The organism is Mycolicibacterium sp. XJ870 (genome assembly GCF_053483975.1).
In genome coordinates, this window is the sequence record NZ_JBEFTI010000007.1 from 82,791 (window position 1) to 97,711 (window position 14,921).

13 protein-coding genes are annotated in these 14,921 nt (G+C 65.7%); 2 read left to right on the top strand and 11 right to left on the bottom strand.

The features are described from left to right. Positions 1 to 36: 36 nt before the first annotated feature. The 11 genes from ABQF30_RS22650 to ABQF30_RS22700 all read right to left on the bottom strand — a co-directional run bounded on the left by ABQF30_RS22650 (position 37) and on the right by ABQF30_RS22700 (position 12,456). Positions 37 to 1,068 (bottom strand): acyl-CoA dehydrogenase family protein, encoded by a 1,032-nt coding sequence (locus ABQF30_RS22650; protein ID WP_448467980.1) that lies wholly within the window; start codon positions 1,066 to 1,068, stop codon positions 37 to 39. Next, a complete protein-coding gene (locus ABQF30_RS22655; RefSeq protein WP_448467982.1) occupies positions 1,065 to 2,213 on the bottom strand; it encodes an acyl-CoA dehydrogenase family protein in 1,149 nt (382 codons plus the stop codon). The genes ABQF30_RS22650 and ABQF30_RS22655 overlap by 4 nt, the downstream gene beginning before the upstream one ends. Next, positions 2,210 to 3,121 (bottom strand): acyl-CoA dehydrogenase family protein, encoded by a 912-nt coding sequence (locus ABQF30_RS22660; protein ID WP_448467984.1) that lies wholly within the window; start codon positions 3,119 to 3,121, stop codon positions 2,210 to 2,212. The genes ABQF30_RS22655 and ABQF30_RS22660 overlap by 4 nt, the downstream gene beginning before the upstream one ends. Next, positions 3,118 to 4,275: an acyl-CoA dehydrogenase family protein gene (locus ABQF30_RS22665; protein WP_448467986.1), complete on the bottom strand. Its 1,158-nt coding sequence runs from the start codon at positions 4,273 to 4,275 to the stop codon at positions 3,118 to 3,120. The genes ABQF30_RS22660 and ABQF30_RS22665 overlap by 4 nt, the downstream gene beginning before the upstream one ends. An 11-nt stretch (positions 4,276 to 4,286) precedes the next feature. After that, the gene (locus ABQF30_RS22670; protein ID WP_448467988.1) at positions 4,287 to 5,438 is read right to left on the bottom strand and encodes a CaiB/BaiF CoA transferase family protein; all 1,152 of its coding nucleotides are present in this window, start codon (positions 5,436 to 5,438) and stop codon (positions 4,287 to 4,289) included. Beyond that, positions 5,431 to 6,342 (bottom strand): SDR family NAD(P)-dependent oxidoreductase, encoded by a 912-nt coding sequence (locus tag ABQF30_RS22675; protein ID WP_448468339.1) that lies wholly within the window; start codon positions 6,340 to 6,342, stop codon positions 5,431 to 5,433. The genes ABQF30_RS22670 and ABQF30_RS22675 overlap by 8 nt, the downstream gene beginning before the upstream one ends. A gap of 2 nt (positions 6,343 to 6,344) precedes the next feature. Beyond that, positions 6,345 to 7,178 (bottom strand): TauD/TfdA dioxygenase family protein, encoded by an 834-nt coding sequence (locus ABQF30_RS22680; RefSeq protein WP_448467990.1) that lies wholly within the window; start codon positions 7,176 to 7,178, stop codon positions 6,345 to 6,347. Continuing rightward, positions 7,175 to 9,016, bottom strand: coding sequence for a flavin-containing monooxygenase (locus ABQF30_RS22685; RefSeq protein ID WP_448467992.1), 1,842 nt, complete (start codon positions 9,014 to 9,016; stop codon positions 7,175 to 7,177). The genes ABQF30_RS22680 and ABQF30_RS22685 overlap by 4 nt, the downstream gene beginning before the upstream one ends. Next, complete coding sequence (locus tag ABQF30_RS22690) at positions 9,013 to 10,185, bottom strand: LLM class flavin-dependent oxidoreductase (RefSeq protein ID WP_448467994.1); 1,173 nt, start codon at positions 10,183 to 10,185, stop codon at positions 9,013 to 9,015. The genes ABQF30_RS22685 and ABQF30_RS22690 overlap by 4 nt, the downstream gene beginning before the upstream one ends. A 65-nt stretch (positions 10,186 to 10,250) precedes the next feature. After that, positions 10,251 to 11,597, bottom strand: a complete 1,347-nt coding sequence (locus ABQF30_RS22695; RefSeq protein WP_448467996.1) for an aromatic ring-hydroxylating oxygenase subunit alpha — start codon at positions 11,595 to 11,597, stop codon at positions 10,251 to 10,253. Positions 11,598 to 11,610: 13 nt separating this feature from the next. Then, positions 11,611 to 12,456 carry an SDR family NAD(P)-dependent oxidoreductase gene (locus ABQF30_RS22700; RefSeq protein WP_448467998.1) on the bottom strand — a complete coding sequence of 282 codons (846 nt, stop codon included), beginning with the start codon at positions 12,454 to 12,456 and terminating at the stop codon, positions 11,611 to 11,613. A gap of 144 nt (positions 12,457 to 12,600) precedes the next feature. Between ABQF30_RS22700 and ABQF30_RS22705 the strand changes: the two genes are divergently transcribed. Next, entirely contained in the window at positions 12,601 to 14,187 is a 1,587-nt protein-coding gene (locus ABQF30_RS22705) for an SMP-30/gluconolactonase/LRE family protein (RefSeq protein ID WP_448468001.1), read from the top strand. Next, positions 14,184 to 14,921: a GntR family transcriptional regulator gene (locus ABQF30_RS22710; protein ID WP_448468003.1), complete on the top strand. Its 738-nt coding sequence runs from the start codon at positions 14,184 to 14,186 to the stop codon at positions 14,919 to 14,921. Before ABQF30_RS22705 ends, ABQF30_RS22710 begins: the two co-directional genes overlap by 4 nt.

The following is a 14,921-nucleotide window of genomic DNA, read 5'->3' on the forward strand; positions in this document are numbered from 1 at the left end:
TAGGTCATGGGTACCGACTGGTGCCGTGAAGAAAACTCATCGATAGCGCTTCGCGAGGCTGGCGCGGTGTGCCGACGGTGAGCCGAACAACGAGCGGTTGAGCGCGGCCCGTTTGAGGTAGACGTGGACGCCGCTCTCCCAGGTGTAGCCGATGCCACCGTGCAGCTGCATGGCCTTGCCTGCGACGTCGACGGCAGTCTCGCAGGCATAGGACTTTGCCATTGACGTTGCAGTGGTATTCGGAGAGTTGACGGCAGCTGTCACCAGCTGGCGGGCCACCGATATCTGCACGAGCATGTCCGCGCAGGCGTGCTTGACGGCCTGGAACGAGCCGATCGGGCGGCCGAACTGCTGCCGAACCCCGGTGTAGGACACCGTCGCGTCGAGCATCGCCTGCGCGACGCCCAAGCTGTCGCACGCGACTGCCAGCGCGGCCCGCTCCCCCAGCCCGCGCAACTGTGTGTCCGGATCGCCGTCGAACCGCCACACCGCAGCGTCGTCGACCTCCACACCCTGCGCGGTCACCGTCGCGAGCCTGCGGGTCTCGTCGAGCACCGGCTGCTCGGTGACCGACAGCCCGACGGCGGCAGCTTCCACGTCGACGATGACGAAAGTCCCGTCGGGATCGCGCGCCGGCAACAGCACCCGCTGGGCGCCGGCAGCGTCGAGGACGAAGGCCGCACGACCATCGATGCGCCAACCGAGCCGGGTGTTCGCCAACTCGAACGGGGCGTCGACGGAATCTGCGGACAACGCGAGCGCGATCCGGGTCTGTCCTACCACCGTGTCAGCAAGCAGGGCATCGCGAGAACCGCTGGGCCGCAAGGCACGCAAGGCACCGATGCCCAGTACGGCGCCTCCGAAATATCCGGTGGCGGCGGCCGCCCGACCGAGCTCCTCGCAGATCACCGCCACTTCGGCGAACGTGGCACCCGCGCCGCCCAGCGCTTCCGGGACATCGAGTCCGATCCAGCCCGCTTGCACCAGCAGCGGCCAGTCCAGGGTGTCCTTGGCGAGTAGATCGACTGCCACCGAACGCAGTTCGTCATGGATGTCACTGAAGTTCATCGCGGCAACCCCAATCCGCGCTCACCGATGATGGTCCGTTGGATCTCGCTGGCCCCACCGGGGATGGTCCATTCCCACGAGCCGATGAAGTCGAGCATCCAGGAACCCGATTCCCAGCCGCTCGACGCGGGCTTGGTCAGCACGGTATGCGCGGCCAGGCCGCCGATCTCTGCGCCGAATCCCGTCATCCGCTGCAGAAGCTCGCTGTAGTAGAGCTTGACGATCGACGCGTCGGCCGGACCTGCCTGACCCGCTTCGGTGCGCTCGACCAGATCGCGGCACATCCCGCGTAGTCCGGTCAGCTCGATCTCGAACTGCGCCAACCGATCTGCGATCAGCGGATCGTCTGTCGGGCTTGCTTCCACCAGCCACCGGAACCCGGCATTGCCCAGGCGCTCCGCGAGCTCCAGCATGGTCATGCCGCGTTCGGTGCCGAGAGTGGCCTGAGCGACCTGCCAGCCCTTGTTCACCGGCCCGACCAGGTTGGCTGCCGGGACGACGACGTCGTTGAGGAAGATCTCGCAGAAGTGCGAATCGCCGACGGCGTTGCGGATCGGCCGCACGTCGATGCCGGGGCTGGTCATGTCCATCAGGAAATACGAAATGCCATGCCGTTTCGGGGTATCCGGGTCGGTGCGGGCCAGCAGCAGGCACCAGTCGGCATGCATCGCGCCGCTGGCCCACAACTTCTGGCCGTTGACGACGAAGTTCTCGCCGTCGGGGCGTGCGGTGGTGCGCAATGCGGCGAGATCCGACCCGGCCTCGGGTTCGGAGAAGCCCTGGACCCAGATCTCACCGTCAAGGATTGCCGGCAGGTGCTTTTGCCGCTGCGCGTCGGTGCCTGCCGCCAACAGTGTCGAGGCGGCGTGGTGGATCCCTACGAACGCCAGCACGAGCCGCGGTGCGTCGTGGGCGGCGAGTTCTTGGTAGAGGATGATCTGCTCGGGCACCGACATGCCCCCGCCCCATTCGACAGGCCAATGCGGTACGGCGTAACCGGCGCTGCGCAGTTCGGCGAACCAGGATTTCTGGAAGGCCACGAATTCCTCGTCGCTGACACCGGTTTGGGCGGCACGCCAGTCTTTGGGGACGTGCGTATCGCACCAGTCGCGTACGGTGGCCCGGAAGTCGTCGAGGTCCGTCACGAGAACAGTCCGGTCAAACCGCGCCGGCCCAGCCGGGCGGTCAGGGTGTCGCGGGTCTGTGACAGGCCGAACGGCAAGCGGCGCAACGGCTGGCTGTAGCGCGACAGCCACGACAGCGTGGTCTCGTCGCAGAAACCGACGGCACCGTGCAACTGATGGCAGATCCGGAACACCACCTCGGCGGCCTCGACTGCGGCCAGCCGCAAGGCCAGCGCATCGTTCACCTCGTCCGCGGTGCCCAAGCTCCATAACGCGTACTTCGCCAGAATGTCGACGCCGCTGCGCTCCACCTCGGCCTCGGTCAACTGGAACTGCACGCCCTGGAACGAGGACAACGTCTGGCCGAATTGCTTGCGCAAGCGGACATGCGCGGTGGTCAGATCGATTGCGCGATCGAGCATGCCCAGCAGCGTCCAGCATGGCAGGACCAGGCCGAGCGCCACGTCGGCGGCGCCGTCGCTGTCGACCGCGGTCAACTCCAGGGCTGTGGTGAACGCTGCTCCCGTCGCGGCTGTACGGGTTGCGGTGCTGCGCCGGCCGTCCAATGTGACGGTGGCCCACCGATTGTCCAGGCCTTCGAGGACACCCTCGGGTGCGGTGTCGGAGACGACGATCAACCCGTCCACGTCCAGATCGGTCGGCCGGGCCAGCCGCTCGGCCAGCGGATAGGGCAACGCCCAGTACCCGGCGCTGCGGCACAGCGCCGCCGCGGCCTCCAGCGAGTCGCGGTCGGTGCGCGGGTCCAGTTCGCCGACTCCCAGGCCGTCGACTATCGGGGACACCACGGCCGCACGGGTTTCGGGTTTGGCTTCGGCCTGCTGTAACAGTTGGTCGCCGCCGGCGGCTTCGATCGCGCGAAGTGCCTGGTGTCCGAACTCTTTGGCGTCGTCGCTGAGATCTAGAATCACGCCCGCGCCTCCGCCAGCATCGTGCGGGACAGCAGGATTCGCTGCATCTCGATGCTGCCCGAGGACACCGTGGAGGCCTGCGAGTACCGCCAATGGTCCTCGACCTCCGCGCGGAAGTACTCGGTGCGAGCATCGCCGTCGCGCGGCAGGGCCGCGACCATCTCCATCAGCACCTCTGCGCTTTCCTGATCCAGTCTGGTCACCGCTATCCGATACGCCGCAGCGTCACCGGGTTTCACCCGGCCGGTCGCCTGCATCGACACCACCCGGTACGCCATCAACCGGGCTCGGCGGCAGTGGGTGAGCATGCGCGTCCACCGGCCGCGCAGCTCGGCGGGCAACTCGTCCCACACATCACCGAGCACGTCCGGTGCGGACTGCAGCAGGCGTTCGCAGCGGGCATACCGGGCGATGCCGACCCGCTCGAACGACACCACGTCCTGCACGATCGACCAGCCCTGGTCGACAGTGCCCAGCACGTCGCCCTCGGTGACCTTCAGTTCGTCGAAGAACACCTCGTTGAGATGGTGTGGGCCCATCATGGTGCGGATGGGCCGCACTGTGATCGCGGGATCGGACATCGGCACCAGGAAGATGGTCATGCCCTGCTGTTTCTTTTCACCTTTCGAGGTGCGCGCCAGCAGGAAACACCATTGCGCCATGGTGGCGTAGGACGTCCAGATCTTCTGGCCGTTGATGCGCCATCCGTCGCCTTCCCGGCGGGCCGAGGTGCGCAGGGAAGCCAGGTCGGAGCCGGCCTCGGGCTCGGAAAAGCCCTGGCACCAGATGACTTCGCCGTTGGCGATGGGCGGCAGATGCCTGCGCTGCTGCTCGGCTGTGCCGTGGCGCATGATGATCGGCCCAACCCAGTTGACCCCCATGTACTGGGCGCCGCGTGGTTCGTGATGCGCCCACATCTCCTCGCGCACGACGGTCTGCTCCCACACCGATGCATCGCCGCCACCGAACTCCTTGGGCCAGGACATGCACAGCAGCTGACGCTGCGCCAGCATGCGGCAGAACTGCTGGGCCACCGCGAGATCCGCGGGATCGTCGGTGAACGCGCCCATGAAGTCAGCGGGCACCTGCTCGCCGATCAGCTCGCGTAGCTCACCGCGCAGTGTGTTGGCCGCCGCACCAAGATCGAAATCCACTGTGTTGTTTCCTATCCCGCTTTGTCCTTGGCGCCGAGTTCGGCGAGCACCTCGGCAGTGTCCGCCCCGAGCTCCGGCGCGAATCCCGCGACACGGCCCGGGGTGCGCGAAAACCAGGTCGGCACTCCAGGAAAACGCACCGGACCGTGCGGGGTGTCGACGGTTTCGAACAGCCCGACCGCGTTGAGGTGCGCATTGTCGAACAGCGCGTCCGGGCTGTTGATAGGCGCTGCCGGAATCTCCAGATGCCGGAAGAGGTCCAGCCACTCGTCGGTGGTGCGCTCCTTCAGCGTCTGCGCCACCAAGCCGTACACGGTGTCGATCTGCCTTGCCCGCTGTTCCAGCGTGGCGTACTCCGCGCAGTTCCAGACGGGCTGCACCGCGTCGATGAAGGCGTTCCAGTGCTTGTCGTTGTAGATCAGCGCCGCAATGTGACCGTCCTTGGTCTCATACGGCTTGCGGTTGGGCGCCACCGTACGTGGATAGACGGCGGGGCCGAGCGGGGGGCTGAACATCGCACCATTGGCATGTTCGACGAGCATGAACGAGGCCATCGTCTCGAACATGCTGACCTCGACCTCCTGGCCCTCGCCCGTGCGTTCCCGGTGGAACAACGCCATCATCGTGGCGTAGAGCGCGGTCAGGCCGGCCACCTTGTCGGCCATGATCGTGCCGACGTAGGTGGCTTCACCGGTCAATTGCTCTTGTACCGCGGGTAATCCGCATTCGGCCTGGATGGTGTCGTCGTAGGCCGGTCGGTCCGCATCAGGCCCGCGCCTGCCGTAGCCGTAGCAGTTGGTGTAGACGATCCGCGGGTTGAGCGCGACGACGTCGTCGTACCCGAAGCCGAGTTTGGCGACGGCCTTGGCGCGCATCGAGTGGATGAACACATCGGCGCCGGCGATCAGATCGCGCAGATCGGCCTTACCGGCCTCGGTCGCCAGGTCCAGGACCACGCTGCGCTTGCCGCGGTTCACGTTGACGAACACTCCGCTCATGCCCGGCACCGGGCCGACCGAGATGTAGCGCGTGTTATCCCCTTGTGGTGGCTCGACTTTGATGACGTCGGCGCCCATATCGGCCATGATCTGCGTGCAGTACGGGCCCATCACCATCGCGGTGAGATCGACCACGCGCACCCCGCGCAGCGGGCCGCTAGACATGGCTGGCCATTCCGAAGCTGTAGCGGATGTGATCAGCGTGCCCGTCGGGAACCACCGGAAAGATCACCGAATCCGCGAGATCGCCGACGGCGTCGATGTTCTCGGCGACGTCCTCGATCGTCCACGCCGGCTGGTACACCCCACGGGTTTCCGCGATCACGGCCTTAGCCACCCGCCCACCGATCGCGATCAGCATCTCGCCGGTGACCGAACAGGATTCATGGGCGAGCCAGCCCACGGTCGGGGCCACCAGTTCGGGCCCCATCGGTGGATACGCCGAGGTGTCAATGCCTTCCGCCATTCTGGTGACGGCACTGGGGACGATCACATTGCATTTCACGCCTTCGGCAGCGCCTTCGAGCGCGACCACGTTGGACAGCCCGATCAGACCGGCTTTCGCGACGCCGTAGTTGGCGACGTTGTGGTTGCCGTACAGCCCACCGATCGACGAGGTCAGCACCACCCTGCCGTATCCGGCAGCGCACATGACCGGAAATGCGGGGCGCACAACGTGAAACGCACCACGTAAGTGCACATCGAGCACCGCTTCGAAGTCCTCGTAGCTTAGTTCCTTGAGCGAGCCACGCCGCACCGTGCCGGCGTTGTGGATGAGGATGTCGAGGCGACCGTAGTGCTCGATCGCGGTGTCGATGATCGCCTGGCCGCCCTCGGGCGTCGCCACCGAATCCGTGGATGCGACGGCAGTGCCTCCCGCCGCGACGATTTCGCGGACCACGTCCTGCGCGGGTGCGGAATCGGACCCGTCCCCGGTCAAGCTGCCGCCTGGATCATTGACGACGACCTTCGCGCCCTTCGACGCCAACAACAGGGCGTACTCGCGGCCCAACCCCCGGCCGGCGCCGGTGATGACGGCGACCCGATCGTCGAACCGCAGTTCCTGGATGCTCAAGCGAACGGTTCCTCGCCCTCGAGCTTGGTGCGCTGCAATAACCGGCCAGAGGTCGGGTCGTACGGCGTCGCGCGATGCATCGTGCCGGTGTTGTCCCAGATCACCAGGTCACCGACGGTCCACTTGTGCCGGTAGGTGAACTGTGGCTGGGTTGCCCAATCACGAAGGCGCACCAGCAGTTCAATGCTCTTGCGGTAGTCGATGTCGACGATGTGACGGGCTGTGGCACCGAGCACCAGCGACTTGCGACCGTTCTTGTGAGTCCACACCAGCGGCAATTCGCGGTCACCGATCGCCATCATCTGGCGCAGAGTTTTCGTGTCCGGCTCGGGGTCGTAGTAAAACAGCGTGTTCCACGCCGAGTGCATCACACGAAGGTCGGCGATCTCGGTCTTGTCCGCGTCCGAGAGATCGTCGTAGGCGGCGTAGGTGTTGCAGAACTCGGTGTCACCCTCATCGGGATTGCCCAGTGCCACACTCTGCAGGAGCGAGGCCAAGATCGGCACCTCGTTCATGGTGCCGTCCAAATGCCAGTACAGCGAACCCTTGAGGTAATCGGCCTGCTTGTTCACGTCGGTGTCCAGCGACACCTTGTAGAGCTTTTCACCGCCGTGTTCGGCGGCAAAGGTGCCGAGCGTCTCGGTGAAGGCGATCTGCTCGTCGTCGCTGAACCCGATCTGCGGGAACACCAGGACACCACGCTGCTCCAGCAGTTCCCGGATCCGGCCGGCATGTTCGCCGGACAGCAGGGCAGCCTTGTCAGCGAGGATCTCACTTCCGATGCGGGGCTTGATCTCCCGCGTCTCAAGCGTCGTGGTCGGAGTCGTCACTTGGTCTCCAGTCCGTCGAAGTCACCCTTGTCGCGCCACTCCTTCAGCAGATCGCCGAAGGCGTAGAAACCGGGACCGTAGGGCTCGCCGAGGTGGCTGCGGATGCCTTCCCCGCCACCGCCGCCCTCGTTGTTGTAATAACCCGGCGAGCATTCGGCGTCGAACGCCGAGGTGTCGACGAAGTTTTCCTTGATCGTCTGGCACCAACCGTCCTGCGCCTCTTGGCTGGGCTCGAGCGTGCTGATCCCTCGGTTCAGCGCCTCGGCGATCACGTAAGCGATGTGCTCGCCCTGCAATTCGTAGTTCGCCGCGATGTTGGCGGAGATGCCGACCTGAGTGAACCCGGTGAAGAACTGATTCGGGAAGCCGCGGCTGGTCATGCCGTGCAGGGTCTTGTAGCCGTCGCCCCAATGGTCATACAGGGACCGCCCGTCCCGACCCTTGATCGCGTCGATCGAGTAACGGCGGTGGATTTCGGTGGTGATCTCGAAACCGCTGGCGAAGATGATGCAGTCGACCTCGAATTCCTGCCCGTTCGCCACCAGCCCGGTCTCGGTGATCCGTTCCACGCCTTTGGATTCCGACACGTCGACCAGCGTGACATTGGGGCGGTTGAACGTGGGCAGGTAGTCGTCGTTGGAGCACGGCCGCTTGCATAGGAACCGGTAGTACGGCTTGAGCGCCTCGGCGGTGTCCGGGTCTTCGACCAGGGCTTCGACACGGCGCCGCAGCCGCTCCATGACCTTGTAGTCCTCTTCCTCGCGCAGCCCCATGAACTGTTCAGGCGTCATGGTCGCAGGATCCGGCAACGCCAGCACCCGCGCGGCGGTGTTGCGCCCGAGCTCGGTCCAGAAGTCGCACACGTAGTCCGGCTGGCCCAGTGCCATGCCCTCGAACGTCCAGGCGTGGAAGTTGCGTTGCCGCTCCTTCTGCCACCCGGGCTGCAGCGTCTTGGCCCACTCCGGATCGGTCGGGGTGTTGTTGCGGGCGTCCACCGTGGACGGGGTGCGCTGAAACACGTACAGGTGCTGGGCATCAGCGCCCAGGAACGGAACCAGCTGCACACCGGTGGCGCCGGTGCCGATCAACGCAACCTTTTTGTCGGCCAGCTTGTGCAGGCCGCCCGAGCTGTCTCCGCCCGTGTAGTCGTAGTCCCAGCGCGACGAATGGAAGATGTGGCCCTTGAAGTCTTTGATGCCGGGGATGCCGGGAAGTTTGGGCCGGTTGAACGAACCGGACGCCATCACCACGAACCTGGCCCGGATGTCGTCGCCGCGGTTGGTGCTGATGCGCCAGCGCTGGATGTCCTCCTCCCATGTCAGGTCCTTGACCTGGGTGGAGAAGATGGCCCCGTCGTACAGGCCGTAATGCTTGCCGATGTTGCGGCAGTGCTGGAAGATCTCGGCGCCGTCGGCGAACTTCTTGCTGGGCATGAAGTCGAGTTCTTCGAGCAGCGGGATGTAGCAATAGGATTCGTTGTCGCACTGGATGCCCGGGTACCGGTTCCAGTACCACACCCCGCCGAAGTCGCCGCCCATCTCGATGATGTGCACGTCCTCGACGCCGGCCTTCTTGAGGTACGCCCCGGTCAGCAGGCCGGCGAAGCCGCCGCCCAGCACGGCGACGTCGATGTCGGTGTCGATCGAATCGCGTTCCACGTACGGGGTGTGGGGATCGACCTCGCCGAACTCCGCGAAGCGCTCCTGAGTCTCCACGTACTGCTTGGAGCCCTCCTTCCGCAGCCGCTTTTCCCGCTCCACGCGGTACTTTTCGCGCAGCGCCGGGATGTCGACGTCGGTCGGGGTCTCGGTGGGTCCGCAGGGGTTCGGCTGGCTCATACGGTTGCCCCCTCCGGCAGAGCGGCGGCGTGCAGCGGCGCTGCCATGTCGTGCACCGCGGGCAACACTTCGGCGGCGAACAGCTTGACGCTGTCCATGGCCTTCTCGTAGGGCATGGTGCCGAACTGCGGCACGATCGTCACCTCGGAGAACGAGCAGGCCTCCTGCGCTGCCTTGAGCTTTTCGAACACTGTCTCCGGCGTGCCGATCAGCAGGTTGGAGGCGTGGTATCCGGGCGGGCCGCCCTTCTTCTGGTTGCCGACTTCCGAGGCCAGCACGGCAGTGGCACTGGCTTCACGCGCGGCATAGGCCTCATATCCCTTGACGCCCTTGAAGTTCGACGCGTCGGCAAAGCCGTAGTGCACGTTGACGTCCCGGTTGGCGGTCCAGATCCACTCTTCTGTATCGGACGCCTCGGCCTCGGAGCCCACGCAGTACATGAACATCACGTTCTTGGGCTGACACGGCGGCAAGCCCTCCTCGGCGCGGAAGGTGTTGACCTTGCGCACCTCTTCGCCGGCATCGGTGATCGGCTTGTTGCCCACGAACAGCGGCACCATGCCACGGCGAGACAGGATTTCCAGCGACTCCGCGGTCGATGACGAGCTGTAGATCCGGTCGTACAGGTCGGTGCTGATCGGCTCGGGCCGCAGCGACATCTCGGGGAACGAGAAGATCTTGCCGTCATAGGAGAACCGCTCACCCGAGAACGCGAGCTTGAGGATGTCGAGAGTTTCGTTGAACCGGTCCCGGCTCTCCTCGCGCGGCACGCCCACGGCGGCGAACTCACCCTTGGACACCCCGCGGCCCAGACCGATCGTGGTGTATCGGCCGCCCGAGACGATGTCGAGGTAGGCGATCTGGGTGGCCAACCGGATCGGGTTCCACCACGGCACGACCGCGACGAAGGTGCCGAGGCTCACCCGCTCGGTGCGGCCCGCGAAATAGGTCAGGGCCTGAATCGGGTTGGGTGTCATGCCATATGGCGTGCCGTGGTGCTCGGGAAACCAGATCCCGTCAAAACCCAGCGGTTCGGCGAGGTCGCCGAGCGCCAGCGCGGCCTGCACGCACTTGTAGTCCGGCGTGGCGGGCGGGGTGCTGAAGTCACCGGCCAGCACCCGCTCCCAGTCCTGGGAGTTCTGCGCTCCCGTACCCAGATTGACCTTCATGTTCTCTCCTTATCGGGCGATTTGTGTGCATTTAGCGGCGGTGACCGCCGGTGGATGCACCCAAATCACTGGATGTCTTGGGGCTCGCCGACGCCCATGTACTTCGACAGTTGGTAGTGCAGGTTGACGGTGCTGCGTTCGCGGTATGGATTCGGTTTGGTGCCGGAGAAACCCATCGACTTCATGCCCTGCTGCACCGCGGCCATGTTCGAGAAGTCCTGTGGCAGCACCGAGAGCCAGTTCGGGCTGTCTGCCGGGGTGTACTGCCATTCCGTCTGCGGCTCTCCACCTTTGGGATACAGCTCGAACACCGCCACCTCGAAGATGCACTTGTCCGGGTTGTAGCTCGGATCCGGGCGGGCGCTGTAGCACAGCGCGCTGGTCAACCCCTGGCCGATCTGGAAGTTCGGGAAGATCTGCCAGGCGGTGCCGCTCTGTCCGAGGATGTCGGCCGGGATGGTCGGCCAAATCACCCCGCGGGCTTCGTCATCGCGACGCGCCGAGCTCAGCCAGTGTTCGAGCACCTTGTCCGCCGGGGTGCCCTCCGGCAGTTCGTCGACAAGACGCTTGGCCGCGTTGACCAGCGTCTCCGTGGTGGTCGCGTTGGTCTGCTCCCAGGTGTACATCTGCATCTCTGCGGTAGAGACGCGCGGGTCGTCGCCCGTGCCCAGCCGGATCTTGGACTTGGTGGCTTCCATGTCCTTTGGCGCGTCGTAGCCGATGTTGCTGTGCTTACCCTGCGCCTTGGCCCAACCCTTGAACTCACCGAACTTGTTGAACTCCGGGTGCGTGGTGAACACGTGGTAGGTCTCGTTGAAGGCCTCCATCGCGACTTTCCAGTTGCAGTCGAAGTACAACCACTTGCGCCACTTGTAGCGCATGTTCTCCAGACCGAACGGGTCGAGAATCTTGGCGGCAGGAAAAAGGAAGTCGGCCAACGGTTCCGGGTCGGAGTCCATGTTGATGAACAACCAGCCGCCCCAGGTGTCGACCGTGACCTTGGCCAGGTGGGTGTTCTCCGGTGTCAGTGCGCCTTTCCAGTCGTCCTGCTCACGGATATGGGTGCAGGCGCCGTCCAGGTCATAGGTCCAGCCGTGGAATCCGCACACGAACGACTTCCGGGTGCGCGCGCAGGCGTTCTTGGCGGCGTTGGGGGTATCGACCAGGCGGCGACCTCGGTGCATGCAGACGTTGTGGTGGGCGGCAAACTCATTCGGACCGGTGCGGACCACGATGATCGAATCGTCGAGGATGTCGTAGGTCAGGTAGCTGCCGACTTCGGGGATGTCCTCGACCCGGCCGACCTGCTGCCACACCTTGCGCCACAGTCGGTCCCGCTCGGCCCGCGCATACTCCGGCGAGGTGTAGGCGTCCACCCCGATGGTGGTGGGGTCAGCGAGTTCTTCGGTCATGAATTCTCCTCCTCTATGGCCGCGTGATGGCCGCGCGGAAGTCGTCGTCCTTGAGGAACAGCGAGGTGTTGTCGCCCCCGAGGTGGGTCCAGCGCAGGTTCAGGCCGCCGTCGACGAGCAGGGTCTGTCCGGTGATGTAGCTCGACAGATCCGACAGCAGGAACAGGATGGCGCCGGCCTGCTCCTCGGGTGTGCCGCGGCGGCCCATGGCGATCGCCTGCCGGTCGCGGTCCGGATCGGCGTCGACATAGGTGGCCGACGCCGCGGTTTCGGTCACGCCTGGGGCGACCGCGTTGACCCGGATTCCGTCGGCGGCGAGTTCCACGGCCATCGTGCGGGTGGCAGCCACGATCGCAGCCTTCGCGGTGCCGTATGCGACGTGATACGGCGCGGTGTTCATTCCGCTGATCGACGACACCGACACGATCGAGCCCGGGGTGCCCTGCGCTTTGATCTCGGCCGCGACCGCCTGGCTCATGAAGAACATGGTTTCGAGGTTGGCGGTGAACAGGTCGCGCCAGTCCGCACGGGACACCCGGGTGGCCGGCATCCACGTCGACGGCGCCGCCCCGCCGGCGATGTTCACCAGGCCGTACAGGCTCGCATCTGTGCGACGCACGGCGTCGAGCACCGTGGCGATCCCCTCGTCGGTGGACGCGTCGGCCGCGACCGACACCACCGCCAAGCCCTTGTCGGCCAGCGGCGCGACATGGGTGTCGAGGTTGTCCTGCGAGCGGCTCACCGCGACGACCGTCGCGCCGGCCTCGGCGGCCAGCCGGGTGACCGTTGTGCCGATGCCACCGCCACCGGCACCCGACACCACCACGAGGCGGCCGGCCAAGTTCAGGGGATTCTCCATGCCGACCCTAATTGTCCGGACAACATATGATGTTCTTCATATTGCAGAACACTATTCCCCAGCGTTTATTCGTCCGTCAAGGCCGCTCGTTCACCTTCTGGCGGCTATTGTCTGGACTACGGGAGCTTGCTAACGTCCGACGTCATGAGTGCGCTGTCAGTACAGGACGCGAGGTACACCGCAAACCCCACGGCGGCCGAGGGCTGGCAACTGCGGCAGGTCACCGCGCCGAGCGGGCTGTTCGGTGCGAACGGCCTGCGCACCGGCCCGGACGGCCGCATCTACGTGGCGCAGGTGACCGGCAGCCAGATCAGTGCGCTGGACATCGACACCGGCCGGTTGGAGACCGTCAGCGCCAAGGGCGGCGACATCGTCGCTCCCGACGACGTTGCGTTCGACCCACGAGGCAACCTTTATGCGACCGAGGTGATGGACGGCCGCGTCAGCGTGCGCGAAACCGATGGCACCACCCGCGTCCTGCATGGTGACGTGCCTTCCGCCAACGGCATCACGTTTCACCAGGGCCGGCTGTTCATCGGAGAGTGTCGCGAGGGCGGCCGGTTGATGGAATTCGACCTGGGCGGCGGTGCACCGCGCGTGCTCCTGGAAAACGTGCCGTCACCGAACGCGATGGAAGTCGGACCGGATGGGCTCCTCTACTTCCCGGTGATGGGCGCCAACCAGATCTGGCGCATCAATCCCGACGGTGGTGAGGTTCAGGTGGTCGCCGGGGATCTCGGCGTGCCCGACGCGGTCAAGTTCGATTCCGCAGGCTTCATCGTCTCCACCCAGGTGGCCAGCGGCCAGGTGCTGCGCATCGATCCGCGCAACGGTGAGCAGACCGTGCTGGCCCAGCTCACCCCCGGCCTGGACAACCTCACGTTCGTCGGCGATCGGCTCTTCGTCTCCAACTTCACCGGTGCGATCACAGAGATCCTCGACGGCTCGACGCGGACCCTGCTGAGCGGTGGACTGAACTGGCCGTTGGACCTCGCGGTCGCCGACGGCGAACTCTATGTCGCCGACGGCACCTACTTCTATCGCGTAGATGCCGACGGCGGTCTGGTGACCGTGGGCATGCTGTTCTCGCCGGGCTATCCGGGCTTCATGCGCGGGCTCATCGCCTCCGGCGCAGGAGAATTCGTGGTGACCACTTCGGGCGGGCAGGTCGCGAGGTATCGCCCGGGTGCAGGCGAAACCGATTACCTGGCAGATGGTTTGGACCAGCTCTACGGCGTGACGCTGTTGGCCGACGGCACGCCGGTGGTCGTCGAGCAGGGCACCGGGAGGGTACTCGCGATCCGTGCCACCGGGAGCGAGGTACTGGCCAGTGGGCTCGACACCCCCGTAGGAGTGACGTTAGGGCCCGACGGCACCCTGCTGGTGTCGGTGGCGGGCGCGGTTGTCCGGGTGGCTGGCTCCGGCGTCGAGCCGTTGGTGGACGGATTGGGCACGCCGCAGGGCATTCTCGTGCGCGACGGCGTGCTCTACATCGTCGACGCGGGCAGCAAGGAACTGATCGCCTACGACTTGGACAGCGGGGCGCGCAGCACTATCGCCGGCGGGCTGCCGGTCGGCCCTCCGCCCGGTGTGCAACCCAAACCACTCAAGGGCATGCCGCCGTTCTCGGGCCCGCAGGGGCCGTTTGCCGGGATCTCCGCGGGTCCCGATGGGACGCTGTATGTTTCAGCCGACGGCGACGGCAGCGTGCTGGCGCTGCGCCGAGCATGACGATAAGTCCGACCGAACACCGCTACCTGCAGGTGGCGCGCGCGTTGCGCAAGGACATCGTGGACGGCGTGTACCCGGTCGGATCTCAGTTGCCCACCGAACACGAACTGTGCGAACGCTTCGAGGTCAGCCGCTACACCATCCGCGAAGCGCTGCGCCGATTACGCGACGACAACCTGGTGGCGTCGCGCCCCCGGGCCGGGACCCTGGTGGTCCCCCGCGCTGCGACGAGTTCCTATGCCCAGGACGTCATGTCGATCAACGATCTGTTGGCGTTCGCCACTGGCGCCCAGTTCACGATCGAATCCAACGCCATGGTCACCATCGACGCCGAGCTGGCCGATCGCACCGGGCTGCCCCTGGGTGAACAGTGGCTGGCGGTGCGCGGCTACCGACAGGCTGAGGGTGACGAGCCCCCGGTCTGCCGCACCGAGTACTACATCAACCGGTCGTTCGCGGCCGTCGGTCGGCTGCTGCAACGCCACACCGGCCCGATCTTCCCGCTCATCGAGGACCTGTTCGGGGTCAGCATCGTCGAGGTCCACCAAGAGATTTCGGCGATCGTTGCCTCCCCCGACCTGGCAGACCTGCTCAAGGTCGCCCCGGGTAGCGCCGCGCTGCAGATGCAACGCACCTATACGACCTCCGACGGTGAGATCGCGCAGGTGACCGTCAACATTCACCCGTCTGACCGGTTCCGGCACGCCATGACCATGCGCCGGGTCAAGGGCTGA

Excerpts from the sequence above, each read along its gene's own strand:
- ABQF30_RS22705 (WP_448468001.1), top strand. The coding sequence starts at position 12,601 with ATGAGTGCGCTGTCAGTACAGGACGCGAGGTACACCGCAAACCCCACG.
- ABQF30_RS22690 (WP_448467994.1), bottom strand. The coding sequence starts at position 10,185 with ATGAAGGTCAATCTGGGTACGGGAGCGCAGAACTCCCAGGACTGGGAG.
- ABQF30_RS22700 (WP_448467998.1), bottom strand. The coding sequence starts at position 12,456 with ATGGAGAATCCCCTGAACTTGGCCGGCCGCCTCGTGGTGGTGTCGGGT.
- ABQF30_RS22695 (WP_448467996.1), bottom strand. The coding sequence starts at position 11,597 with ATGACCGAAGAACTCGCTGACCCCACCACCATCGGGGTGGACGCCTAC.
- ABQF30_RS22650 (WP_448467980.1), bottom strand. The coding sequence starts at position 1,068 with ATGAACTTCAGTGACATCCATGACGAACTGCGTTCGGTGGCAGTCGAT.
- ABQF30_RS22710 (WP_448468003.1), top strand. The coding sequence starts at position 14,184 with ATGACGATAAGTCCGACCGAACACCGCTACCTGCAGGTGGCGCGCGCG.
- ABQF30_RS22670 (WP_448467988.1), bottom strand. The coding sequence starts at position 5,438 with ATGTCTAGCGGCCCGCTGCGCGGGGTGCGCGTGGTCGATCTCACCGCG.
- ABQF30_RS22685 (WP_448467992.1), bottom strand. The coding sequence starts at position 9,016 with ATGAGCCAGCCGAACCCCTGCGGACCCACCGAGACCCCGACCGACGTC.